This is a genomic window from Dehalococcoidia bacterium (genome assembly GCA_030018455.1).
Lineage (GTDB): Bacteria > Chloroflexota > Dehalococcoidia > DSTF01 > JALHUB01 > JASEFU01.
Window position 1 is genome coordinate 1 of record JASEFU010000004.1, and the last position, 25546, is coordinate 25546.

At 65.3% G+C, this 25546-nt stretch carries 17 protein-coding genes, 1 tRNA gene and 1 pseudogene; 9 read left to right on the forward strand and 10 right to left on the reverse strand.

Annotated elements, in window-relative coordinates; genetic code table 11:
* Positions 1-175 precede the first annotated feature (175 nt).
* From QME71_06745 to QME71_06770, 6 genes are all read left to right on the forward strand, one after another.
* Positions 176-712, forward strand: coding sequence for a CBS domain-containing protein (locus tag QME71_06745; GenBank protein ID MDI6857996.1), 537 nt, complete (start codon positions 176-178; stop codon positions 710-712).
* Between the two features lie 32 nt (positions 713-744).
* Positions 745-2022, forward strand: coding sequence for an ArsB/NhaD family transporter (locus QME71_06750; protein MDI6857997.1), 1278 nt, complete (start codon positions 745-747; stop codon positions 2020-2022).
* A gap of 145 nt (positions 2023-2167) precedes the next feature.
* A complete protein-coding gene (locus QME71_06755) occupies positions 2168-2584 on the forward strand; it encodes a CBS domain-containing protein (GenBank protein ID MDI6857998.1) in 417 nt (138 codons plus the stop codon).
* Between the two features lie 60 nt (positions 2585-2644).
* On the forward strand, positions 2645-2836 hold the full coding sequence (locus QME71_06760) for a hypothetical protein (GenBank protein MDI6857999.1): 192 nt from the start codon (positions 2645-2647) through the stop codon (positions 2834-2836).
* 90 nt (positions 2837-2926) lie between these two features.
* Positions 2927-3002, forward strand: a tRNA-Arg gene (locus QME71_06765).
* Positions 3003-3173: 171 nt separating this feature from the next.
* Positions 3174-6545 carry a methylmalonyl-CoA mutase family protein gene (locus QME71_06770; GenBank protein MDI6858000.1) on the forward strand — a complete coding sequence of 1124 codons (3372 nt, stop codon included), beginning with the start codon at positions 3174-3176 and terminating at the stop codon, positions 6543-6545.
* A gap of 17 nt (positions 6546-6562) precedes the next feature.
* Here QME71_06770 and QME71_06775 read toward each other — a convergent pair whose 3' ends face one another.
* Positions 6563-7429, reverse strand: coding sequence for a DUF2520 domain-containing protein (locus tag QME71_06775; GenBank protein ID MDI6858001.1), 867 nt, complete (start codon positions 7427-7429; stop codon positions 6563-6565).
* Positions 7430-7624: 195 nt separating this feature from the next.
* On the opposite strand from QME71_06775, the gene QME71_06780 reads away from it, so the two are divergent.
* On the forward strand, positions 7625-8839 hold the full coding sequence (locus tag QME71_06780; protein ID MDI6858002.1) for a DUF3089 domain-containing protein: 1215 nt from the start codon (positions 7625-7627) through the stop codon (positions 8837-8839).
* 58 nt (positions 8840-8897) lie between these two features.
* On the opposite strand, the gene QME71_06785 is transcribed toward QME71_06780, so the two are convergent.
* From QME71_06785 to QME71_06795, 3 genes are all read right to left on the reverse strand, one after another.
* The gene (locus QME71_06785; protein MDI6858003.1) at positions 8898-10286 is read right to left on the reverse strand and encodes an MBL fold metallo-hydrolase; all 1389 of its coding nucleotides are present in this window, start codon (positions 10284-10286) and stop codon (positions 8898-8900) included.
* Between the two features lie 27 nt (positions 10287-10313).
* Positions 10314-10988, reverse strand: coding sequence for a TIGR00730 family Rossman fold protein (locus tag QME71_06790; protein MDI6858004.1), 675 nt, complete (start codon positions 10986-10988; stop codon positions 10314-10316).
* Positions 10989-11144: 156 nt separating this feature from the next.
* Positions 11145-12146, reverse strand: a complete 1002-nt coding sequence (locus QME71_06795) for a C-terminal binding protein (protein MDI6858005.1) — start codon at positions 12144-12146, stop codon at positions 11145-11147.
* 128 nt (positions 12147-12274) lie between these two features.
* Here QME71_06795 and QME71_06800 point away from each other — a divergent pair, with 128 nt between their 5' ends.
* A complete protein-coding gene (locus QME71_06800; GenBank protein MDI6858006.1) occupies positions 12275-13669 on the forward strand; it encodes a lactate racemase domain-containing protein in 1395 nt (464 codons plus the stop codon).
* Between the two features lie 9 nt (positions 13670-13678).
* On the opposite strand, the gene QME71_06805 is transcribed toward QME71_06800, so the two are convergent.
* A complete protein-coding gene (locus QME71_06805) occupies positions 13679-16435 on the reverse strand; it encodes a cation-translocating P-type ATPase (GenBank protein MDI6858007.1) in 2757 nt (918 codons plus the stop codon).
* Between the two features lie 168 nt (positions 16436-16603).
* The gene (locus QME71_06810; GenBank protein ID MDI6858008.1) at positions 16604-17611 is read right to left on the reverse strand and encodes an aldo/keto reductase; all 1008 of its coding nucleotides are present in this window, start codon (positions 17609-17611) and stop codon (positions 16604-16606) included.
* Positions 17612-17772: 161 nt separating this feature from the next.
* Between QME71_06810 and QME71_06815 the strand changes: the two genes are divergently transcribed.
* Positions 17773-18198, forward strand: coding sequence for a putative toxin-antitoxin system toxin component, PIN family (locus tag QME71_06815; protein MDI6858009.1), 426 nt, complete (start codon positions 17773-17775; stop codon positions 18196-18198).
* A gap of 456 nt (positions 18199-18654) precedes the next feature.
* On the opposite strand, the pseudogene QME71_06820 reads toward QME71_06815, so the two are convergent.
* The 4 genes and pseudogenes from QME71_06820 to QME71_06835 form a co-directional block, all read right to left on the reverse strand.
* Positions 18655-21647 (reverse strand): annotated as a pseudogene (locus QME71_06820) (type I restriction endonuclease subunit R).
* Positions 21644-22720, reverse strand: a complete 1077-nt coding sequence (locus QME71_06825) for a hypothetical protein (GenBank protein MDI6858010.1) — start codon at positions 22718-22720, stop codon at positions 21644-21646. The pseudogene QME71_06820 and the gene QME71_06825 overlap by 4 nt, the downstream one beginning before the upstream one ends.
* The gene (locus tag QME71_06830; GenBank protein MDI6858011.1) at positions 22717-23967 is read right to left on the reverse strand and encodes a restriction endonuclease subunit S; all 1251 of its coding nucleotides are present in this window, start codon (positions 23965-23967) and stop codon (positions 22717-22719) included. Before QME71_06830 ends, QME71_06825 begins: the two co-directional genes overlap by 4 nt.
* Entirely contained in the window at positions 23957-25528 is a 1572-nt protein-coding gene (locus QME71_06835; protein MDI6858012.1) for a class I SAM-dependent DNA methyltransferase, read from the reverse strand. The genes QME71_06830 and QME71_06835 overlap by 11 nt, the downstream gene beginning before the upstream one ends.
* Positions 25529-25546: the final 18 nt, after the last annotated feature.

Here is a 25546-nt window from a genome sequence, read left to right on the forward strand (position 1 = left end):
GTGAAGAACGACAACGGCGGACGGCATAGTGTCACCAATGTACTGAACGAGTACAGTGCCTATTAAGCACTGTGGAAAGATGATATAATTGCGCCGCAAACAGCGGGTCCGTTCGGGGGCCTTTTCTATGTAGGCGCCATGCAGGCTACCCCGTAAGCGAGAGGAAGGGGAACAGGTGCCGGAAAGCAGTGAAGGCGAGAAACATCCGAGCCCGGAGAGGGGCCAGGACCTGGTAACGAGGGATACCCCCGTCCAGGTGGCATGGAGGCTTTGCAGCGAGGAGCCGGTAACGATTGCCCGGAGCGCCAATATCAAGGACTTGGCCGAGCGCATCGTCGAGTGCCGCGGCGTCAACACTGTTGCGGTTGTGAATGAGGACGGCCGCCTCGTCGGCGTCATACCCGTGCGACTCCTGCTCGACGAGTTGTTCTTCCGCGTGGCGCCCGAGGGCTTTCTCACCAGAATACTGTCCGATGGAGACATGGGCGAATTGAGTAAGATATCGACGGCCCAGACCGCGGGGGAACTCATGGAGGCGCCTGCTTTCGTAACGATGGACGACTCGGTCGGTGACGCGTACGAGATCATGCGCGAACGCAGGCTGGAGGGCGTGCCGATCGTCGACGCGGAGAAGAAGCCCGTGGGCTACCTGGACCGCTTTCAGCTCCTATCCATCTGGCTCGAGACCCACCGGTCGAAAAAAGAAGGCTAGCGCGAGGCCGGCTCTATCGGAAAGGAGCGCGTTTGCCTGAAACCGTAATAGCCGGCATTGTGTTCGGCGCCACCTACGTGGTCATCGTTTCCGAACGGGTGCACAAGACGGCGGCGGCCCTTGCTGGCGCCGTTGTCATGATCCTCGTGAAGATCGAGGGCTTCGATCAGAGTGAAGCCTTTCAGTCCATCGATTTCAACGTCATCTTCCTTCTCGCCGGCATGATGATCATCGCCGCGATCCTCAGCAAGACGGGCGTCTTTCAGTGGCTGGCGATACGCACGGCGAAGCTGGGGAGAGGAGAGCCGGTGCGGATTCTTGTTGGCCTGTCGCTGGTCACGGCTGTCCTCTCCGCGTTCCTCGACAATGTGACGACGGTCGTTCTTATCGCCCCCATCACAATATTTCTGGCGGGCGTTCTCCAGGTTAGCGCTGTACCGCTTCTCATCTCGGAAGCGCTGGCTTCCAACATCGGGGGCACAGCAACCTTGATCGGTGACCCGCCCAACATCCTCATCGGGAGCGCGGCCGACCTCGACTTCATGGCGTTCGTGCTGAACGTAATGCCGGTTGTTTTGCTTATCTTGGTTGTGTACGTGCTGCTGGCGCCTCTGCTATTTGGGCGCAAGCTGACGAACCATCCCGAGACGCGCGCCCGCATAATGGCCATGGACGAGAGAGACACTATCACCGATCCACGCCTGCTGCGGCTTTCGATAATGGTGTTGGGTGTGACCCTCGTTGGTTTCGTTCTCCACGGCGCGTTTGACTATGAGCCCGCGACGGTGGCCCTGCTCGGCGCCGCCGTGCTGCTTGTCTTCAGCCGCCAAGACCCGCAGGACGTGTTGCGAGAGGTAGAGTGGTCTACCTTGCTCTTCTTTATCGGGCTGTTCATTGTCGTGGGGGGTGTCGATTCCGTCGGTCTGCTAAGTGACTTCGGCGAAAAGATGGCTGAGATCGCGGGCGGCAGCCAGACGGCGGCGGCGATGCTCATTCTCTGGCCGTCGGCGCTCTTCTCCAGCCTGGTGAACCAGATACCGTACACGACGGCGATGATCCCGGTTGTGAGACAGATGGGCATGGAAATGGGGCAACCGGGCAACGTTCTGTGGTGGGCGTTATCGCTCGGAGCGTGTTTGGGCGCCAACCTGACTATGGTGGCGGCGGCCGCCAACGTACTCGTGGCCAATCTCGCAACGAAGGGTGGCCAGCCGATTCGGTTCTGGGAGTTCTTCCGTTATGGGGCGGCGGTGACGTTCGCATCCATTCTCATCTCTAGCGTCTACATCTGGCTTCGCTACCTCATGTGATAGGCGCTCGGGGCTCATTTGCGCCGGCTGGCCTGCTTATCGCTGCCCCTTGTTACGTTCTCTTTATGGTATTGCACCCGCGCTTTTATGAATTCCACGCAGAAGGGTACGTAGTATGGGCGAGAAGACGAACGGGAGGGGAGCGATGAAAGTCGAAGACGTGATGAGCAAGAGGGTCATCACGATATCGCCGGACGACAACATGCTGCACGCGGCGCAGTTGATGCGGGACGCCAACGTGGGGTGCTTGATAGTCGTGGGTTCGGGAGTCCAGGGCATCGTCACCGACCGCGACCTTACGGTGAGTTGCACGGCCAAAGGGCACAACCCCGAGCAGTGCAGGGTCGGCAACCACATGAGCCAGCCCGTCATCACCATACGGCCCGACGTGGACATGCTCGACGCGGCTCACACCATCATCGTGAACAAGACGAAGCGGCTGCCGGTTGTCGAGGGCGATCAGCTCAAGGGGCTGATATCGATGTCGGACATCGCCCAGGCGATGGACAGGCCGATGCACGACCTGCTGCTCGGGATGGGCGCCGCACGTCGCGCGAGCTGAGGAAGCCACCAGACAAAGCTACGGCGCTACGAAAGTCTGGTCAGACAAGGAGGTTGCGAGATGAAGTACTCCTTCACGTGTCCCGCCTGCGGGCACCCGCTGACTGTCGAAGCGCAGAACGACGAGGACGCGGTCGAGAGGCTGATGGAGCGCGGCGAGTCCCACATGCTGGAGATGCACCCCGAGAGCTCCAACGTCTCGGAAGAGGAGATGCGGGGGATGGTCCGCTCCCAGATGCGGAAGGCCTCCTGAGTCTCACCCTCGACCTTTCAATCACCCCGGTTGTAGCAGGGGGCGCGTCCAGCTTGTCAACGGGCCGGGCAGCGGCTAACATATGAGTGTGCCCCCGTAGCTCAGTCGGATAGAGCGCCGGCCTCCGGAGCCGGGTGCGTGGGTTCGAGTCCCGCCGGGGGTACCACCTTCGAACCTACCTCTTCCATCGGATGCTGACCGTTGTGCTGCAACCCTTCGCGGCGCGATAAGTTCGCTGGGCGGTTCTCGCTTGACTCCTCACGCCCGCGACAACATACTAGCATTCCGGGGCGCATCATCGGCCTCGAAAGGGCTGCCCCGAATCGAGGAGCAAGCGATGACTACGGCCAGAAGCTCACCCTGGCCCACTTACCGGCTGAAACACAGGGTCCGCCTGGTGACCGCCGGGTCGCTATTCGACGGCCACGACGCCTCTATCAACATCGTGCGCCGTCTCCTCCAGGCGGGCGGCGCCGAGATCATCCACCTCGGACATAACCGGTCGGTGGCGGAGATCGCCAAGGCCGCCCTCGAGGAGCACGTGAACGGCGTCTGCGTCAGCTCCTACCAGGGTGGGCACAATGAGTTCTTCCGCTATCTGGTCGACGTCCTGAGGGACGCCGGCGCGTCCTGCGTCAAGGTGTTCGGCGGCGGCGGCGGCACCATCCTCCCCTCGGAGATCGCGGCCCTCGAAGAGTACGGCGTCTGCCGCATCTACAGTCCCGCCGACGGGCAGAAGATGGGCTTCTCGGGCATAATCAATGACGTACTGGAGAAGTCCGACTTCGACATCCTTGACACGCTGGACGAGAAGCGTCTGGATGTTGCCGCTCTCCTCACGCTCGCCGAGCGCCAGGACGGCCTGCCGGCGCCGCTGCGGGAAGCGCTCCAGCGCCGACTCGAAGAGGCGCGGAAGAGACCGGACAGGCCGCTCGTCGTCGGCGTGACGGGCACGGGCGGCGCGGGCAAGTCGTCGCTCATCGATGAACTGGTCTGCCGCATCCGCCTGAAGTTCCCGGACCGAAAGGTCGGCATCCTCTGCGTCGACCCATCGAAGAAGAAGACGGGCGGCTCCCTGCTCGCCGACCGCATCCGCATGAACTCGCTCGACGAGAACGTCTTCCTGCGCTCGATGGCGACCCGTGAGGCGCGCTCGGAGGTGCCGCGGGCAATCGGGCCGGCGCTGGAGGTGATGAAGGGGGCGGACTTCGACCTGCTCGTCCTCGAGACGGCGGGGATCGGTCAGGCCGACTCAGCGATCACGGCCTTCTGCGACATCAACGTCTACGTCATGACATCGGAGTACGGCTCACTTACTCAGCTCGAGAAGATCGAGATGCTTGACCATGCCGATTTCGTGGCTATCAACAAGTTCGAGCGCCGCGGCTCGGAAGACGCGCTCCGCCACGTGGTCAAGCAGGTCAAGCGGAACCGCCGGCTCGACCCCACGCTCGACGACGCTGAGGTGATGGTCTTCGGCACAATCGCCTCGCGCTTCAACGATAACGGCGTCACGGCGCTTTTCGAGAACCTCGTCGCCCGAATCGGGGTGATGGACACTGCTCGCTCCTGGGACCTGGGCCACGAGCCGAGCCGCGAGCGCCACTCGCGGGCGGCCGGGTCCGCGCTGCCTCCCGACCGCCAGCTCTACCTGAGCGAGATCGCGCGCTGCGTTGAAAGCTACCGCGAGGAAGGGCAACGCGGCGTGGAGACCGTCGCCGACCTGTTCGGCATCAACCGGGCGCTCAAGTCGCTCGGCGCGCGCGTCCCCGATACGCCGCACGAGCCGCTACCGGTGGAGGAGCGCGATTCCGAGGCGGTGCGGGCGCTGAAGACGGCGTACCGCGAGGCGTTCGATCGCCTGGGCGCGGACGCGCGCGCGGTCTTCCTGTCTATGGTCCCCCACCTTGAGGCTTTCCGCGGCAAAGAGTACGCCTATCGAGTGAGGAACCGCGAGGTGCGGCAGCCGCTGACGGTGGAATCGCTGGCGGGACTCGAAGTGCCGCGAGTCGCGCTGCCGTCCGCCGGCGACTGGCCCTCGCTTTTCCGGTTCGTCTACTTCGAGAACGTGCCCGGATTCTTCCCCTACACCGGCGGCGTCTTCCCGCTAAGGCGCCAGGAAGAGGATCCCACGCGCATGTTCGCGGGCGAGGGCTGCCCCGCGCGGACGAACGCCCGCTTCCACTACCTGTCGCGTGAGCAGCCCGCGAAACGGCTCTCGACCGCTTTCGACTCCGTCACGCTGTACGGAGAAATACCAGCCCGTCGTCCCGACATCTACGGCAAGATCGGGGAGGGCGGCGTCTCCATCTGTACCGTCGAGGACATGGAGCAACTGTACGCCGGCTTCGACCTCTGCGACCCGGCCACCAGCGTGAGCATGACGATCAACGGGCCGGCGCCCGCAATCCTCGCCTTCTTCATGAACACGGCAATCCGGCAGGCCTGCCGCCGCTATCTCCGCGAACAGGGGCGCCTCGACATTGCGGACGAGGATATCTGCCGGCCGGAAGCGGACGGCAAGACGTGGGAGGACACGCGCGCCCTCCTCAGCGACAGGGAATACGCGGCGTGCAAAGCGAAGGCGCTGCGGAGCGTCCGCGGGACGGTGCAGGCCGATATCCTCAAGGAGGAGCAGGCCCAGAACACCTGCGTCTTCTCGCTGCCGTTCGCCCTGCGCATGATGGGCGACGTGCAGGAGTACTTCATCAAGCACAAGGTGAACAACTTCTACTCGGTGAGCATCTCCGGCTACCACATCGCCGAGGCAGGAGCGAACCCGATCACCCAGCTTGCCTTCACGCTCGCTAACGGCTTCACCTATGTCGAGGCGTATCTCGCCCGCGGCCTCAGAATCGATGATTTCGCCCCCAACTTCAGCTTCTTCTTCAGCACCGGCCTCGACCCCGAATACACGGTCATTGGCCGCGTCGCCCGCCGCATATGGGCGGTGGCGATGCGCCGACTCTACGGCGGCGACGAGCGCTCGCAGAAGCTCAAGTACCACATCCAGACGTCGGGGCGATCGCTGCACGCCCAAGAGATCGACTTCAACGATATACGGACGACGCTCCAGGCGCTGATGGCCTACCACGATAACTGCAACTCCCTGCACACCAACGCCTACAACGAGGCGATCACGACCCCCACCGAGGAGTCGGTGCGGCGGGCGCTCGCCATCCAACTCATCATCACCAGGGAGCTGGGCCAGGCGAAAAACGAGAACATCCTTCAGGGCTCGCACTTCATCGAGTGGCTGACCGACCGCGTCGAAGAGGCTGTGCTGGAGGAGTTCCGCCGCCTTTCCGATCGCGGGGGCGTGCTTGGCGCCATCGAGACCCAATACCAGCGCTCGCGCATACAGGAGGAGTCGCTTCTCTACGAGGCGAAGAAGAGCTCCGGCGAGCTGCCCATCATGGGGGTCAACACCTTCCTCAACCCAAAGGGCGAGGGCGTCATGGCGTCGGACCAGCCGATAGAGCTGGCCCGCTGCGCGCCGGAGGAGAAGGAGTCGCGCCTGTGCGAACTGGAGGCGTTCCACGCGCGCAACGCCGACAGAGCGCCGGCGGCAATCGCGGCGATACAACGCTGCGCCGTGGAAGGCGGGAACCTCTTCGAAACGCTGATGGAGACGGCGCCGTACCTCAGTCTGGGGCAGATATCGGAGGCGCTGTACGCCGTCGGCGGCCGGTACCGGCGCTCGCTCTAGCCTCGACGGCTCCCTCCCTAGTCCGCATCGTGGGCTTTCAACGTCTCCCGCAGCGCTTCCGCCGCCGCCGGGTCCAGAGTGCCCTTCGCAATCCCTATCGGGATCGCCCGCAGAGCAAGCTCGCGGTAGGCGGGGAGAAGCTCGGGCGCGCGTTCTTCCATGGCTTGAAGGTGGGCCCTGATCGTGCCGATATCGCCGCGCGCAACGGGCCCCGTAAGGCAGCGCGGCAGGCCGACGGCCTCGATGTTCCGCACCGTCCCCTTTAGCAGCGGAAGAAGCGCCTGCACCGCCACATCCGTCTCCACGCCGAAGGCGCGCCACAGGTCCGCCGCCATCTGCATCAGCGTCACGGTGTAGTTACTGGTGACGACGGCCGCCGCGTGGTAGAGGACCTTGTCTTCGGAGCGGAGGGTGAGGTGGCGGCCGCCCAGGTCTTCGGCCATCTTCTCGAGGAGGGCCATTACCTCGCCTTCGCCCTCGAGGACGAACGTCGTGCCGGGCAGGTTCGCCAGGGCCTGCTCGGCATTGGCGAACGTTTGCAGGGGGTGAAAACCGGCCGTTTGCGCGCCCGCTTCCTTCGCCGCCGCCAGCGTTGATACCGTCGTGGCGCCGCTGGTGTAGACGACCATCTGCCCGCGTCTCCATCGGACCGAGCGCGCCACCGCCTCGACGGCGTCGTCGCGAGTGGTGACGAACACGAGGTCGGAGGCGTCGGCCGCCGCCTGTAGCTCGGGGTACGGGGCGCAGCCGGGCACCGACTCCGCCAGGCGCTGCGCGGACTCAAAGCGACGGCTGGCAGCGGCGACAACCGTGTAGCCGGCTTGGTTCAGGGCGCGCGCAAGGGCAGTGCCGACAACCCCGGCACCAATGAAGCCGATACGCATCAGTCCCACCTCCTCTCGTCTCGAATCTCCCGAATTCTCCCGCGGCCGTCGCGCCGGTCAGCGCTCCCCGCATGACGGCTTGACTCAGGCGCGTCGCGTCCCCATTATGCCACTGATGTCGATTACCCAGAAAGCGCCGCCAATGGCTTGCGTATCCTACCGGACGGCGGCGCCTCGCATCAGGAGGTGAGCGGGATGATCGCGTTGCTTATCGACCGCCGGAAACACTCGGGGCGAGGGCGCAGTCTCGCTGCGCTGTTCCGGAGGGCGTTCATCTTCGGCGCGGCGCTTTTCGCCGCCGTCGCGATTTCCTGCGGCGATTCTTCCACTGACGAGAGCGCGCCGACCCCTACCGAAGCGCCCTCGAACACGGTGTGGCTGTGTCGTCCCGGGATCGCCGACAACCCCTGCGAGAACGATCTCACGGCCACCGTGTTCCTGGCAGACGGCACAACGACAACCGAGACGACGGTCCCGCTAGAAGACCCGCCGATAGACTGCTTTTACGTTTACCCCACGGTCAGCAGGCAGGAAACGGTGAACGCCGACCTGACGATCGACCCCGACCAGAGGATAGTGGCCGTGCAGCAGGCGTCGCGCTTCTCTGAAGTATGCCGTGTGTACGCGCCGATGTACCGCCAGCTCACGCTCAAGGCGATCGGTTCACCGGGCACGGCGACGTCGGAGGCCCGCGACCTTGCGTACAACGACGTGCTCTCCGCTTGGCAGGACTACCTTGCCCACTACAACGACGGCCGCGGGGTCGTCTTCATCGGGCACTCGCAGGGGACGATGATGCTCACGCGTCTGGTCGCGGAGGAGATCGACCCCGACCCGGAGATGCGGCGTCTTCTGGTGTCGGCGCTGCTGATCGGCGGCAACGTGACGGTGGCCCGCGGCCAGGACGTGGGAGGCGACTTCCAGAACATTCCCGCCTGCCGCTCAGAAACGCAAACGGGCTGCGTCGTGGCCTATTCCGCCTTCAGCGAGACTCCGCCCGCAAACACGATCTTCGGGCGCCCACGCTCCGGCCCGAGCGCGTCGGAGCCCGACGGCAGGGACCTGGAGGTGCTGTGCGTCAATCCCGCTTCGCCCGAAGGGGGAACAGGCGAGCTCAAGCCGTACTACTCGACGGTTAGGCTGATGGGGGTATTCGCGGACCTAATGGGCCAGCCGCCTGATGCGCCGACGGAATGGCTGACGTACCCCGGGCTCTATACCGCACATTGCGAAAGCAACGGGGAGGCGAACTGGCTGCAGGTCGACACCACGGACATTCCCGGCGACGAGAGGCCCGTTGTCGGGCAGGTGCTGGGGCCGACATGGGGGCTGCACCTGGTCGACGTGAACATCGCCCTCGGGAACCTGGTCGACCTCGTCCGCAAGCAGTCGACCGCCTTTGACGACTAGAGCTTGTCGGAAATGGTGGACCGTCGGCCAGGGCCTGCGGTGCCCACAGGCGGCCTCGTCAAGCGGCGGGATAGGACTGTCCGCGCTCGGCGATGGTAACGCGACGCCCCGCCTCGCGCAGGCGGCCCGCCAGCGCTTCCATGCTCTTCGGCTCGCCGTGCACGAGTAGCACACCGGCGTCGCCCGTCGCTGCCAGCCATTCGAGAAGGCCGTTCTGATCGGCGTGGGCGCTGAGGCCGTTGATCGTGTAGACGCGGGCGCGAACGGCGACGTCTTCGCCAAAGATGCGGACTTTCTGCGCCCCATCGACGATGGCGCGACCGAGTGTGCCCATCGCCTGGAAGCCCACGAAGATGACGGCGCAGTTGTCCCGCCAGAGGTTGTGGCGCAGGTGGTGGAGCACGCGGCCGCCGTTCGCCATGCCGCTTCCGGCGATGATGATGCTTCCTGACTCCCAGCGGTTGATGGCGCGCGAGTCCTCGGTGCTGTGGGAAAATTCGACGCCGGGGAAGTCGAAGGCTTCCTCGCCGGCGTCAAGGCGGGCAACGAGGCGCGAATTGAGCTCGCGCAGGCGGGACTCGTATGCTCTCGTTATGCTTATCGCGAGCGGGCTGTCGAGGAAGACGCGCCTGGCCGGCATCTCGCCGGCTTCCCACATCATCTTCAGGAAGTAGAGCACGTCCTGGGTGCGCTCGAGGGCGAAGGAAGGGATGACGACGTTACCGCCACGCGCCACGGCATCCTTTATCGCCTGCTCGAACTCCTTCCGCGACTCCTCGACCGGCCTGTGCGGGCGGTCGCCATACGTCGACTCGCTGACGACGAGGTCGCAGGGAGAGGGGAGGACGGGATCGGGCATGACCTCGCGCCCTTTGTAGCCGAGGTCGCCGCTGAAGGTAACGCGCTGAATGCTGCCCCGTTTCCGCTCTTCGAACTCGAAGAAGGCGGAGCCGAGGACATGGCCGGCGTTGCGGAAGGTGAAGCTGGCGTTCCTGCCGAGCGATAGCGGCGAGTCGTAGGGAACGGGCGGGCCGAAGCGGTCGAGGGCAATCAGGACATCCTGGACGGCGTAGGGCGGCGGCTCGAGGTCGACGCCCTGCCGCTGGGCCTTGCGGAGGCGGTGCGTGTACTCCTCGTGCATCACGTGGGCGGCGTCCATCAGGATCAGGCGTCCGATCTCGCGGGTGGCGGCAGTAGCGTAGATAGGGCCGCGAAAACCTTCGCGCACGAGGAGCGGCAGGCGCCCGATGTGGTCGAGGTGGCTGTGCGTCAGGAATACCGCATCGATACCCTTGGGGTCGAAGGCGAAGGGCTCGGCGCAGCGAGCGTAGGAAGTCTCGTCTCCCTGAAAGAGGCCGCAGTCAACGAGGACGCGGCGGCCTGCGATTTCGAGGAGGTGGCAAGAGCCGGTGACTTCTCCGGCGGCGCCGTAGGGTGTTACCCGCAAGAGAGCATCCTTTCCTGGCGGAAACGGCTAGCCTTTCTCCTTGCCGCTGATTTCGCGCCACTTCTCGACTTTGGCGACGATCTCCGCCGGGTCGTCGACTATCTGCACACAGTCAAGGTCGGGCGGATCGATGTAGCCCCTGCCGAACGGCTGATCGCGGAGCCAGGCAAGGAGCCCTCCCCAGTATTCGCGGCCGGCGAGGAACACGGGGAACGGGCGTATCTTCCGGGTGTGGATGAGGGTGACCGTCTCGAACAGCTCATCGAGGGTGCCGAAGCCGCCGGGCAGGAGCACGAAGGCGGTGGCGTACTTGACGAGCATGACTTTGCGCACGAAGAAGTGGTGGAAGTGCAGGGTGAGAGTATGGTACTGATTGCGGGGCTGCTCCTCCGGCAGCTCGATTGTCAGTCCGACGGAGACGCCGCCCGCCTCGAGGGCGCCCTTGTTCGCCGCTTCCATGATGCCGGGTCCGCCGCCGGTGACGACGGCGTATCCGGCAAGGGCGAGGCGCCGGCCGAGGTCTTCCGCAAATTGGTACCAAGGGTCGTCTGGCTTGACGCGCGCGGAGCCGTAGACGGTAACGGCTGGCAGGAGGCCGGCGAGGGCGTCGAAGCCCTCGATGAACTCGCCCATTATGCGGAACATGCGCCACGCTTCTTCTTTGCGGAGCTCGTTGATTATGTAGGTGTCTCGCCCGTCCATCTTTTCCTCCGGGTGGCTTTCACCGGGCTAACAGTAGCACCGGGCAGTGATAGGTGCCAGAGGGCCGACGCATTGCTCAACGGATGGCTGAAACGGATAAGCGCCAGCGGCCGCAAGCGACTTTCGCCGGCCGTCGGCACGTTCCGTTGCCGGCTGCTATTGCTCGTCGTTAGGGAGGAGACTTAGCTTCTCCGCCACCTCGGGGTTGGCCACCCACTTCGGCCAGCGTCCGTTGAGCACCGCGGCCGCCGCCAGCCCGACCTCGCGTCTGGCCCGTGCCATCGACCGGCGGGAGAAGAACGCCATGTGAGGCGTCAGGACGACGTTGTCGAGGCTGCGGAGCGGACTGTCGGCGGGAAGCGGTTCCTCCTCGAAGACGTCGAGGGCTGCGCCGGCGATGCGCCTATCGCGAAGCGCTTCCACCAGCGCCGTCTCGTCGACTTCGGGGCCGCGCGCCGTGTTGATGAGGAAGGCCGACTCCTTCATCAGCGCCAGCTCGCGGCGCCCTATGAGGCCGCGCGTTTCCGGCGTGAGCGACGCGTTCAGCGAGACGTAATCCGACTCACGCAGGAGAGAGTCGAGGTCTGTTTTCGTTGCGCCGTGCTCCGCGACCACTTCCCGGCTGACGTAGGGGTCGTGCGCAACAACGAGCATGTCCAGCGCAAGCGCCCGGCGGGCGAGCGCCCTGCCGATGCGCCCGAAACCGATAATGCCAAGCGTCTCGCCGTAGAGAGGCCGCGGCGTCTCTCCGCGGCGCGTCCAGCCGCCGCCCTTCACGTGCGAGTCGAGCGCGAGGATGCTGCGCGCGGAGGCGAGAAGGAGGGCAAGGGCGTGGTTCGCCACCTCCTCCGTGCAATAGCCGGGGAGATAGGCGACAACGATGCCCCGTTCTGTCGCCGCGGCGAGATCGATGTTGTCGACGCCGACGCCGTAGCGAACGATCACCTTGCATTTCTCAAGGCAGTTGATGGCGTCATAATCGACCTGTGTCATCGCGACAAGCACGGCGTCGGCCTCGCGCAGCCGGCGCTCTCGCTCCTCCGGGGACAGCAGACGCCCTCTCACGAGGTTGACGTCGAGCGGCGCGAGTTGCGCCAGCTCCTCGTCAAGCGACTGGTCCGGCCCGGCGTCGAGGTGAAGGACTGTTACGCTGCCCATGAGGTCCTCCCGGCTGTACTTTGAATGAGGCGATGGCCTAAGGATACGCGGAGCGAGCTCTTTACGCGAGGACGCGCTCGCGGGCGAGAGCGATTTGATGTATGCTTCGGCCGCCAAGACACGCTTGCATGAGAACAGGAGGTCCGCCGGTGGTGAATTGCGCGCTCCCGTACGGTGACGAGAGGCTGGAGGTAACGCTGCCCGCGCGGACGCGCGTCGTCGCCGGACTGGCGGAGCGCATGGGTGGCAGGACCGAGGGCGTCGAGCCTCTGGGGGATGAAGCGGCCGCAGTGCGTGAGGCGCTTGCGCATCCGCTGGGTATGCCGCGCCTCGCTGAGATGCTGCGCCCCTCGTCGCGCGTGCTGATCGCCTTCGATGACCCCACGGTCGTCTCTTACGGGCCCTTCCGCCGGCTGGCCATAGAGGCCCTGCTCGAAGAGATCGCGGCCGCGGGCGTGGTGGAGTCGAACGTGACGTTGCTCTGCGCGAACGCGCTGCACAGGCGCTGGACGCGCGAGGAGCTGGCGTCGGTGCTGGGCGAGGAGCTGGTGCGACGTTTCGGAGAGCGGCTCCTCTGCCACGACGGCGAGGACGCGTACGGACTCGTTTACCTGGGGCAGACCCCGTCCGGCTACGATGTCGAGGTGAACCGGCTGGTAGCGGACTGCGACCTGACGGTGTACGTGAACGCGCAGGTGCATCTCGGCTTCAGCGGCGGCTGGAAATCGGTCTGCGTCGGCCTCTCGACGTGGCGCTCGATCCGCTGGACGCACACCCCGCACGGCACCTCGATGTCGATGCGCGACAACCGCATGCACGCCGTCCTCGACGAGATGGGGGCGCACCTGGAGTCGGCGCTTGGGAAGCGCGTGTTCAAGATCGAGACGGTGACGGCGGGACTGACGCGGGCGGCGCGCGTGTGGGCGGGAGCCGTGTCGGAGACGCGGGCGGCCGCGCTCGAGTTCATGCTACCGCGCTACCCGGCGCGGCGTTCTCTGGCGGAGCCCGCCGACGTCATCATCTACGGCGTGCCCAACTGGAGCCCGTACGCCACCTTCGCGCGCATGAACCCCATCCTCACGCTTATCTCCACCGGCCTCGGCTACCTGGGCGGTTACATCGAGGCGCTGGGAAAGCCCGGCTGCTCCGTCATCATGGCGACGCCGTGCACGGAGCAGTGGGACCTGGAGCACCACCTGGCCTATCCCGAGGTATGGGCTCGCGTGCTGCCGGAGACGCGAGACCCTTACGAGATCACAGAGCGCTACATTGAGAAGTTCGCCGCGAACGACTTCTACATTGAGAACTACCGCTTCGGGTACTCGTATCATCCCGTTCATGCGGTGCTCGCCACGCATCCGCTGAAGCGGCTGGGCCATGCCGGGCGCGTGTTCGTGGCGGGGGCGGACGACGCGGCAGTGCCCCGGCACCTCGGGTTCATCCCCGCGAGCAGCGTGGAAGACGCCGTCAGAGAGGCGGAGCGCATCCACGGGCGCGACTGCTCGATCACGTGCGTCGCTTAGCCGGACTGGTTACGGCGCAGGTCTGGGTCGGGTGCGGCGTTCCTTGGGTTCGGAAGTGGGCACCCACGGCATGAGCTTCATCGCCTCGATCACGATCAGGGGAGTGCTGCCCAGTCCGAATATTACCAGCCACTCCCACGGTTCGGGCAGGCTTACCTCGAAGGCATCGGGCAGGGGCGGCACGTACATGACCAGAAGGAGCAGGCCGAACGAGAGGATGGTCGCGCCGACGACATACATGTTCTTGAACGGCCCGAGGTCGATGATCGTGCGGTACAGAGAGCGCGAACCGTGCGCCTTCAGGAGCTCTGCCACGACGAGCGTTGCGAAGGCCATCGTCCTCGCCTCCTCTTCCGGCCGGTCGAAGGCGTAGAGCCAAACGAGGAAGGCGACAAGCACGGCAATCGCTTCCGCGACACCTCGAATGACGAGCACAAGGGCAATGGGCCGCGTCACCACCGACTCCTGCGGCGGACGCGGCGGACGCGACATGATGTCGGGGTCGGCGGGCTCCATTCCCAGCGCGAGCGCGGGGAAGCTGTCGGTCACCAGGTTCACCCAAAGGATCTGGATCGGCAGCAGGGGCACGGGCGTGCCGGCGACGACGGCGGCGAATATGATCAGGATTTCGCCGAGGTTCGCGGCAAGGAGGTAGATAACGAAGTTGCGTATGTTGTCGAATATCTTACGTCCTTCCTCCACGGCCGCGACTATGGACGCGTAGTTGTCGTCGGTGATGACCATGTCGGCCGCTTCCTTGGCCACGTCCGTCCCAGTGATCCCCATCGCCACGCCGATGTCGGCGCCTCGCAGAGCAGGCGCGTCGTTGACGCCGTCGCCGGTCACCGCGACGATGTGGCCCTTTTCGCGGAGGGCGTCGACAATGCGCATCTTCTGCTCCGGCGAGATGCGCGCGTAGATGCGCGTCTGATCGACGACGCGCCGCAGCTCGGCGTCCGTCAGGCGATCGATATCGGGCCCGGTAAGTACGCTATCGCCGTCCCTCGCGATACGGAGGTCGCGGCCGATGGCGAGGGCGGTCGCGCGGTGGTCGCCGGTGACCATGATGGGGATGATTCCGGCCCGGTACGAAAGCTCGACGGCGTCGCGGACTTCGGGGCGTGGCGGGTCCTGCATGCCGGCCAGCCCGAGGAATATTAGTTGCTCCTCCAGCTTCTCTTCGGCGACCCGCTGTTCGAGCGGGCGGTAAGCGAGGGCGAGAACGCGCAGTCCTGCCGCCGCCAGTTCGTCGCTCGCGGCCAGTATCTGCCGTTTGTCTTCTTCCTCGAGCGGCCTCGTGGCATCGCCGTCCTGCCGCTGCGAACACAGCGGAAGGAGAGCGCCCGGCGCCCCTTTCGAGTAGGCGACGTAGCCGAAATCGCGCTCGTTGAGAGTGGTCATGAGCCGCCGGTCGGATGTGAAAGGCACCTCCGCGACGCGCGGGTGCTCCGCCTCCAGCGCTTCGCGGGTCAGCCCGCCTTTCGCGGCCACGACAAGCAGCGCGCCCTCCGTCGTGTCGCCGACGACGTGCCAGCGTTCGTCCTTCTGTTGGAGATAGGCGTCGTTGCACAGGACGGAGGCTAGAAGAAGCAGCCGGAGGTGATGATGCCGGCGCGGGTCGATGGTCTCGCTATCGCGGCGGAAGTCACCTGAGGGTTCGTAGCCGGCGCCGGTCACATCGAGCACGGGCTCGCCGGGCCCCAGGTAGACGCGCACTACCGTCATCTCGCCTTTCGTGAGGGTGCCCGTCTTATCGGTGGCGATGACGGTAGCGGAGCCAAGCGTTTCCACCGCCGACATCCTGCGGATGAGGGCGTGACGTTGGGCCATGCGCTGCATCCCCACGGCGAGCGCGACGGCGACCACCGCGGGCAGCCCCTCGGGCACGGCGGCGACGGCAAGGCTGACAGCCGTAAGCAGCATGTCGACGATGTCGTTTCCGCGGACGGCGCCGACGGCGAAGACGACGACCGAGACGGCGATAGCGGCGCTGCCGAGCCAGCGTCCGAGGCCGGACATACGGCGCTGCAGCGGCGTCTGCTCCTGTTCTTGCTTTCCGACGAGGGCGGCGATGCGTCCGACCTCGGTTCCCGCGCCGGTGGCGACGACGACGCCCGTCGCCCTGCCGTAGGTGACGATGGTGCCGGCGAAGGCGGAGTTCGTCCTGTCGGCGATGGGCGTATCGAGATCGACGATGGAGCGGGCGTCCTTGTCCACCTGCGTCGACTCCCCGGTGAGCGACGCCTCGTTCATCTTTAGCTCTTTCGTGTCGGCGAGGCGCAGGTCGGCGGGCACGTACTGGCCGGGCTCAAGCAAGACGATATCCCCGGGCACAAGCAGAGGGCTCGCGACCTCTTCCACGCGGCGGTTGCGCAGCACGCGCGCCGTCGGTGCCATCATCGAACGGAGGGCCTGCAGGGCGCGCTCCGCCCGCCACTCCTGGGCCACGCCGAGGACGGCGCTCAGTATGACGATGGCGGCGATGGCGGCGGCATCGAGGTACTCGCCGATGGCGGCCGAGAGGACGGTGGCCGCCAGCAGAAGGATGATGAGAAAGTTGGCGAACTGGTCGCGGAAGGCTTCGAGGATTGTGCGGCCCTTTGCCTCGGGGAGGGTGTTCGGCCCGTACTCCTGCAGGCGTCTTTCGACTTCGGCGCTGCTGAGCCCTTCCGTGAGGTCGGTCGCCAGGGTAGCGATGACCTCTTCGACGGAGACGGAGTGAGGGGCGAAGCCGGCGTCGGGACTCTTGACGGTGGTGTCCTTCACAACTCTGATTATAGTGCAGACATCGGTCTGAGATTAAGCTTACGACGGGTGACCACGGGGCAATGCGGACGGCCGGATGTCAGGGCCCCTTTCGCGGATTTCCTGCGCACGCGCATCTGGCCGTCGACTGGCGTGTCACATGGCCGCCGCCGGAGGGCCCCAGTATGGCTAGACACGATACGGGTGGGGCCCGAAATCCGCCTCGTAGAAGGGGGCGACGGCATCGCCGCGGCGGGCGATGCGATCGATGCTTTTCAGCTCGTCCTCGCTGAACCTCACATCGAGGGCGCCGAGGTTGTCTTCGAGCTGCTCCATCGTGCGGGGCCCGATGATCGGGCTCGTTACAGCGGGCCGTTGCATGCACCAGGCAAGCGCCAGTTGGGAGAGCGTCACACCCTTCTCTTGGGCAAGGGGGTGCAACCCTTCGATGACGTCCCAGATGCGGTCGGTCATGCGGCGTCGCAGGAGAGGGTTGTTCTCGTAGTCGGCAAAGCGGCTGCCCTCGGGCGGCTCCTCGCCACGGCGGTACTTTCCGGTCAGCAGGCCGCCGGCGAGCGGGCTCCAGGGTATGACGGCGATCCCGAACGTCTGCGCCATCGGGAGGAGCTCGCGCTCGACGCGCCGGTCGAGGAGGTTGTACGGCGGCTGTTCGGAGACGAAGCGGTTCAGCCCCAGCTCTTTCGAGACCCACAGCGCTTCCACTACCTGCCAGGCGGCGAACGTGCTGCTGCCGATGTAGCGCACCTTCCCCGCGCGTATCAGGTCGTCGAGGGCGCGCAGCGCTTCGTCGATGGGGATGTCGGGCTGCGGACGGTGGATCTGGTAGAGATCGATGTGGTCGGTCTGGAGGCGGCGGAGGCTTTCCTCGCATTGCTCGATGATGTGGCGCCGGCTGTTGCCCCAATCGTTGACACCCTCTCCCATCTTCCAGTGCACCTTCGTCGCCAGGAAAACGTCGCGGCGCTTGCCGTTGTTCTTCAGCGCCTTGCCGGTGGCCTCCTCGCTCTTGCCGAGGTTGTAGACGTTCGCCGTATCGAGAAAGTTGATGCCTGCATCGAGGGCGCGGTCGATTATTCGCGCCGATTCGGTAGCATCCGTCTTTCCGCCGAACATCATGCAGCCGAGGCAAAGGCAGCTGACCTTTACGCCGGTGCGGCCAAACGAACGGTACTCCATCGCGGTCCTCCTCGCGGCTTAGAAGACAAACGGAGCGAAGGCGCCCACTTCGATAGTACGCCGCGACGCTTTCTGAATCCAGAGGCGGGCCAGAACGAGGATACGGGCAGCCGGGCCAATCTCCGCGGGACGCCTGATACAATGGAGTCGGCGGAGGAGACTTGAGAGTCGCGATTGACACTAACGTGCTCATCGCCGCCCTCACGAAGCCGAGAGGCAGCGGAGCGCGCATCCTGCGAGCCTGGCGCGAGGGCGAGCTGGAAATCGTCTGTTCAGAGGCGACGCTGCGGGAGGTGAAGGCGGTCCTCGATTCGGAGTGGCTGGCGCGGATGACGCCGCGTGGCGAGATCGAGCGACTGCTCTCTGAGTTGCGGACAAAAGGAGTACGGGTTCGTCCGGCGCCCATATCGGACCTGCGGCTGAAGGATGAGGGCGATCTGCGGCTGGTGGAGGCGGCGGTAGCGGGCGACGCTTCCTACGTGGTGACCTCGGACCGGGAGTTGCTGCTGAAGCGGGGGTATGGAAGCGTTGAGTTCGTCACCCCATCGGAGCTTCTCGGGATGTTGAAGCGGCGGTTGAAATCGTGAACCGGGGCTTCGCTCCTCATGCGTCTGCCGGGTCTCGATCTGGGTAGACGCAGACCAACTGGGCCTCTTCATCTGGAACGAAATGGGATGGCTCCCCGCACCGGGGGAAATATCCGAACTTTTCTGACGTTTAGTGTCCTCGCTGCCGCTGACCGTCGCAAGCGGCCCATCCGCTGGCGGGCGATCCTTCAGGGGTAACGGCCTGATCGATCGGTCCGACGGGTGACCCCGCCACAGGACGGAAGCTTTCCCGCAGGACTTAGCTCCCATTGCACGAACATGGGCGGGGCCTCGTCCGTGGTGCTCCGCCCTTTCCTATGGTCCCTTCTGCCAAGCAGTCGGTTGGCAGAGCGTCAGCAGATTCTGTGAGGCTGAACATTCGGCCTCCCTGCCGCGCAACCGCCCGTGGCTGACGCTCTTCCCTCCAGAGGCAGCCCGAGCAACCGTGACCGAATGTCACGCCGTGGCCCACTCCTGCGACAGCACTTCCGCCTGCTCCAGGACCGTGAGGGTCGCCTTCTCCTGCTTGTCCGGCGGGTAGCCGTACGTGCGCAGCACGCGCTTGACGAGCCGGCGAAGGTGGGCCCGGACGTTCTCGCGCTCGGTCCAGTCGATGGTGACGTTGCGGCGAACCGTCTCGACGAGCTCGCGGGCGATCTGCTGCAGGGTCGGCTCCCCGAGCACCTTGACGGCGCTGTCGTTGGTCTCCAGCGCGTCGTAGAAGGCCAGATCCTCTTCGGAGAGACCCAGCGCCTCGCCCCGGCGGTCCGCCTCCCGCATCTCCCTGGCGAGGGCGATCAGTTCCTCGATGACGCGGGCGGCCTCGATGGCCCGGTTCTGGTACCGGCGGATGGCCTGCTCCAGGAGTTCCGCGAAGGAGCGGGCCTGGACCACGTTCTTCCGCCGGCGGGTCTTGATCTCGCCCTCGAGGAGCTTCCGGAGGAGCTCGCGTGCTCGAGATCTTCCTCCGTGCGCTGCTCGCTCGGGGCGCGCTTGGCGAGCGCCGCCCGCACCGCCTGGAAGAAGGCCACGTCGTCGCGGATGGCCAGGGCCTTCTCGTGCGGCACCGCCAAGGCGAAGGCACGCGAGAGGTCCGAGACGGCTTGGAGGAGGCGCTCCTTGCCGTTCTCCTGGGCCAGGATGTGCTCCTGGGCCGCCGGCAGCAGCGAGAGGCGCTGCTCCGGTCCCCCCGTCTTCCAGGGGGACCAGTCGAAGCCGTAGAAGAGGTCGCAGCAGATCTCGTACTTCTCCTCCATTACTGCCACCGCCTCGCCCTGGTCGACGGCGGTCCGCCCCGTTCCCCCGCTTTCGGTGTAGGTGGCGAGGGCCTGCTTGAGCTCGTGGGCGAGACCCAGGTAGTCGACCACCAGCCCCCCGGGCTTGTCGCGGAAGACCCGGTTCACCCGCGCTATGGTCTGCATCAGCCCATGGGCGCGCATCGGCTTGTCGAGGTACATCGTGTGCAGCGAAGGGGCATCGAAGCCCGTGAGCCACATGTCGCGGACGATGACCAGCTTGAAGGGGTCGCTCGGGTCGCGGAAGCGCTTGGCGAGGAACTCCCGGCGCGGCTTGTTGCGGATGTGCGGCTGCCACTCTGGGGTGTCCGAGGCCGAGCCCGTCATCACCACCTTGATCTCGCCTCGGTCGTCATCGTCCTCGTGCCAGGCGGGGCGGAGGCGGACGATCTCGTTGTAGAGCTCGACGCAGATGCGCCGGCTCATACAGACGACCATCGCCTTCCCTTCCATGGCCTCCAGGCGCTTCTCGAAATGCTCGACGATGTCCCGGGCCACCAGGCGGAGGCGTTTCTCCGCCCCGACGATCGCCTCGAGCTGCGCCCACTTGGTCTTGAGCTTTTCCTTGCGCTCAACTTCCTCGCCCTCGGTGACCTCCTCGAACTCCTCGTCGACCCTCGGCTTCAGCTCCTCTGGGAGATCGAGCTTGGCCAGCCGGCTCTCGTAGTAGATGGGTACGGTGGCCTTGTCCTCGACCGCGCGCTGAATATCGTAGACACTGATGTAGTCGCCGAACACTGAGCGGGTGTTCTTGTCCTCGAGCTCTAGCGGCGTCCCCGTGAAGCCGATGAACGAGGCATTGCGCAGGGCATCGCGCATGTGGCGCGCGAAGCCGTCGATGAAGTCGTACTGGCTGCGGTGGGCCTCGTCCGCGATGACGACGATGTTGCGCCGACCGGAGAGCTGCGGGTATCGGTCGCCCTTCTCCTCGGGCAGGAACTTCTGGATGGTGGTGAAGATGACGCCGCCCGACCGCCGCCCCTGGAGCAACCCGCGCAGCTCGGCCCGGCTCTCCGCCTGGATCGGGTCCTGTCCCAGGAGGTCCCGGCAGCGGGAGAAGACGCCGAAAAGCTGGCCATCCAGGTCGTTGCGGTCGGTCAGGACGACGATGGTGGGGTTCTCCATCTCGGGATGGCGGATGATCCGACCCGCGTAGAACGCCATGGTCAGGCTCTTGCCCGAGCCCTGGGTGTGCCAGACCACGCCGATGCGGCGGTCGCCGGGCTCCCCACCGGGCCTGCGCCCGGCCTCGTAGAGTCCCTCCGCCTCGCGGATCTGATCGGCCCGGAGCGCTGCCGCCCGCAACGTCTCCTCCACCGCCACGTTCACGGCATGGAACTGGTGGTAGCCGGCCATCTTCTTGGCCAGCTTCCCGCCCCCTTCGTCCTCGAACACCACGAAGTGACGGACGAGCTGGAGAAATCGACCCTTCTCGAACACCCCCTCGAGCAGCACCTTGAGCTGCGGGACGTCCGCTGGCGCCACGGTCTCGCCACCGACCGTGCGCCAGGGCATGAAGCGGTCTCGGTCGGCCGTGAGCGTGCCGATGCGCGCCTCGAGGCCATCTGAGATGACCAGCGCCTCGTTGTAGGCGAAAAGCGAGGGGACCTCTTCCTTGTAGGTTTGGAGCTGCTGGTAGGCGGACCAGATGGTGGCCTGCTCGTCGGCGGGATTCTTCAACTCGATGATGGCGAGGGGAAGGCCGTTGACGAACAGCACGACATCCGCCCGCCGGGTGTGGCGGTTCTCGACCACGGTGAACTGGTTCACCGCCAGCCAGTCGTTGTTGTCGGGATCGTCGAAGTCGATGACGCGTGCCTGGCCGCCGCGGATCGCGCCTTCGCTTGTGCGGCACTCCACCGTCACGCCGTCCACGAGCATCCGGTGCACAGCCCGGTTGCGCTGCTCCAGCGTCGCCCCCTCGGGACGGGTGAGTTTGCGGAAGGCGTCTTCCAGCGCCTCAGGGGGAAGGTCGGGATTCAACCGCGCCAGCGCATCGCGCAGGCGCTGGGAGAGGACCACCTGGCCGTAGTCGGAACGCTCGGCCGTCGGCATGTCCGGCGCGATGTCCGGGCCGTGGGCGACCTGCCAGCCGGTGGCCTCCAGCCAGGCGAGGGCGGAGGATTCGACGTCGGATTCGGTGAAGGAAGTCATGCCCTACCCTTGGCCTTCGCACTCTTACACTTCTGCCAGATTTCGTCGGCGCTCTCCTTTTGCAAAGCCTCCTTGATCTTCGTAATCGCCTTGGGCGAGTACCGCTTGTGCGTTTGACTGCCTATCTGGAACTCCTTGTAGCAGTCCACCACGTTACGAAGGCCAAGATAATCAACGACCGCAACCGTCTTCGGCATGCTTAGGCCAACCTTCTCCGCAAGCTGCTTCGCGCCGAGGCTGTAGTAGGCGAGTTCGTTTACGCGCTTGACGGCAACAACCGATGCGCCAGGTGTCCCTTCTGGCACCAGTTGGATTGGAATGCCTTCCTTCTTCGTCAATCGAAGCGAGAGGCTCGGGCCGGTGCCGTCGGCTGCGATCTCGACGGCCGCGGCGCCGCGGAACACGTCGGCCCAATCGCGACCCTGCGAGAGATCTCGACCCATCCGACGCAGAGACGCGTCGCTGGGCTGGCCCTTTTCGCCTTGGATCGTGGCGTCTAAGATCGCCAGAGGGCGAAGCCGTGTTAAGGCTTCCAATCGCCTCCGACGCCCTGGCTTCAGCAGCTTCCTGATCTCGACGACCTCCGACTCGAACAACGTGGCGAGGTCCGTGGGAGGCGAGGTCGAGACGGGGAGCACGCGGGCCGGGAGGTCGGTAGCAAGCTCCCGGTGGAAGACGCTCTTCAACAGATCCCGGAACAGCGTGACGCCCGACTGGACGTGCACGTAGAGCTGGCCTTCCGAGATGTCGAGCAAGTGGTGCTGGGCAGCATCCCGGAGGCCGTTGATGGTCTGGAGAAGGAGGGCCTGTTCCTCGTTCAAGTGCTTGATTTTGCCGTCGCTGAGGGACCGACGCACGCAGGCGTCGAACCCGATCGTCTCCTTCGCGCGCTTCTCCCGGATGCGGCCGCCCCGGTGGAGTATGGCGGCCTTCAGCAGCATCTCGAACGCGTGGTCGAGGAGGATGAGAGTACTGCTGACTCGCCCGCGATCGTACGGCCGGTTGAACAGCTCGATGCTCAGGATCAGTGCATCGCAGGCCTTCTCGAGCAGGAGCTTGGCCTCGCGTTTCATGCGACGGTGTCCTCCAGGAACCGCTCCGCATCCTGCACCCGCAGCTCGCCGGAGATGAGCTTGGGCAGCAGCGCATCGCGCAGCGCAACCAGGGTGCGGGATTCGCGCACTGCGGCGGATGACCGTGCGAACAGGGGTTTGATCGCACAGCCAAACGCTTCTGCGACCGGCTCCGGAACTCGTGGCAAGGGGAAGTGTGCAAGCGAGTCGGCCTGGACACGTTGCCGACCGCTCGTTCCCGTCATGCTCTGGATGGCAAATTCACGGAATGTATCGCTGCGAGCTAGACAGTAAGCGAACTCCTCAGGCAGCGGCGGCCTTGGGCGCAACACAATGTACTCGGTCGAGCCCCAGCCAATCTGTCCGTTCTGAAGAAAGTCGACAAATGCAGTCTTGCCGTTCTCCAAGCACGGCGTGATGGGTGCCACGAGCGTGTCGCCGTTCGTGAAGCGCATACCGGATCCGAAGGCCCGCTCGACAATATCGCTAGGCGCGTGTCCGCGAGTTGGCATGTTCGCCATATCCAAGTAGGGCGCAATTTCGCCTTTGCGTAACACTCGCGGCGGGTTGATTTCGATCAGCTCTGGTAGGGATGCCACCTCCCACCCCTCCGGAATCTCTCCCAGCTCGGAGTCCACCAGGCGGGCGGGGAAGAGGTCGTGGAGGTGGGCGGGCAACCCGGGGAGGGATTCGCCGCGGCGCCAGCGGCCCTCCATCTTGGCCCGCACGGGCTCGAAGTCGACGAACCACGACTTGAACAGCGCCCGCGCCATCGCCTCCAGCGTCTCGGTCATCCGCCGGTTCAGCTCGATCTTGTCGTCCAGCGTGCCGAGGATGTGGGCGATGGCGCGCTGTTCGGGGAGGGGAGGCACGCGGACCTGCCGCGCGTGTGCTGCTTCGCGGTTGAGGCCTGGCACGGCGCTATCAGCGTTCATGTGCTCGAGGTCGAGCGACTTAAGGAGATAGTATTTGAAACGCGCTATTTCGTGATCTTCATCCACCACAAAGAACGTCGTATCAATGGGCCAGCATCCTTTCGGGCTGAAGTGAACAGCACCAACCGTGCCCTTGCGCCCGATAATGATGGTAGGGCCAGAGGTAAAACCCTCACTGTGGAAACCGACAATTCCGTTCGAACCAAACACAGGAACATTACCAAGCGGGTCGCGCTGCGGCTCGGGCAACCCCTTGCCGTAGGCAAACGGAGCAAACTCCCCAACCGTAGTTTTCCGCCACTCACCCGCCATACCCCAGCTCCTCCAGGTTCCTGGCGATGGCGGCATCCAGCCGCGCCGCCTCTGCCTGCTGCTCGCGCAGTTGCGCCACGAGCCGCGCCATCTTCTCGTCGAACGGCTCGCCGTCATCTTCTACCGCCTCGGCGCCGACGTAGCGCCCAGGCGTGAGCACGTAGCCGTGCTTGCGGATCTCCTCCAGCGTGGCGCTCTTGCAGAAGCCGGGCACGTCCTCGTACTCGCCCGCGTCCTTCTCCCCCCGCCAGGCATGGTAGGTGCCGGTGATCTTCCTGATATCTTCGTCGGTGAGTTCCCGGTGCGTGCGGTCCACCATCTGCCCCATCGTGCGGGCGTCGATGAAGAGCACCTGGCCGCGGCGGTCGCGGAAGCGGCCGTTCTTCTTGTCCCGCGCTAGGAACCACAGGCAGGCGGGGATCTGGGTCGAGTAGAAGAGCTGCCCCTGCAGCGCCACCATGCAGTCCACCACGTCGGCCTCGATGATGTTCTTGCGGATCTCGCCCTCGCCCGACTGGTTGCGAAACATCGATCCGTTGGCAAGCACGAACCCGGCGAGCCCCGTGGGCGCCAGGTGGTGAATCATGTGCTGGACCCAGGCGAAGTTGGCGTTGCCGGCAGGCGGCACGCCGAACTTCCAGCGGCGGTCCTCCCGCAGGTGCTCCCCGCCCCAGCTCTTCATGTTGAACGGCGGATTGGCCAGGATGTAGTCGGCCTTGAGGTCGGGGAAGCGGTCGTTGGTGAACGAGTCACCCTGCTCGATCTTCCCGTCGATTCCGCGGATGGCGAGGTTCATCTTCGCCAGCCGCCAGGTGGTGTAGTTGAGCTCTTGGCCGTAGATGCTGATGTCGCCGATCCGCCCGCCGTGGGTGCGGATGAACTCCTCGGACTGCACGAACATCCCCGAGGAGCCGCAGCAGGGGTCGTAGACCCGGCCCTTGTACGGGCGGAGCATCTCGACCAGGAGCTTGACGATGCAGCGGGGGGTGTAGAACTCGCCGCCCTTCTTGCCTTCGGCGGTCGCGAACTGGCCGAGGAAGTACTCGTAGACCCGCCCCAGGATGTCGCGGGCATGGTTGTCGCCGCCTCCCAGATCGATGTTGGTCACGAGGTCGATGAGCGACCCCAAGCGCTGCTTGTCGAGCGCGGGGCGCGCGTAGTCCTTGGGCAGCACCCCCTTGAGCGAGGGGTTGTCCCGCTCCACGGCCGCCATGGCGTCGTCCACGAGCTGGCCGATGGTGGGCTGGCGGGCGTTCTTCTGGAGGTGGGACCAGCGCGCCTCGGCCGGTACCCAGAAGATGTTCTCCGCCCGGTACTCGTCGGGGTCCTCGGGATCCGCGCCCTGGTCACGTTCCGCTTCGAGCTTTTGGTGGTGGGCCTCGAAGGCGTCGGAGATGTACTTCAAGAAGATGAGCCCCAGCACCACGTGCTTGTACTCGGCGGCGTCCATCGAGCCGCGCAGGGCGTTGGCAGTGGCCCACAGTTGGGCCTCGAAGCCGAGCGTGGCGCCGTTGTCCGCCAACGGCAGTTGGTTGCGCCGGACGGCTCTTCCGCGAGGCATCGTTCCTCCTTTCGGCCA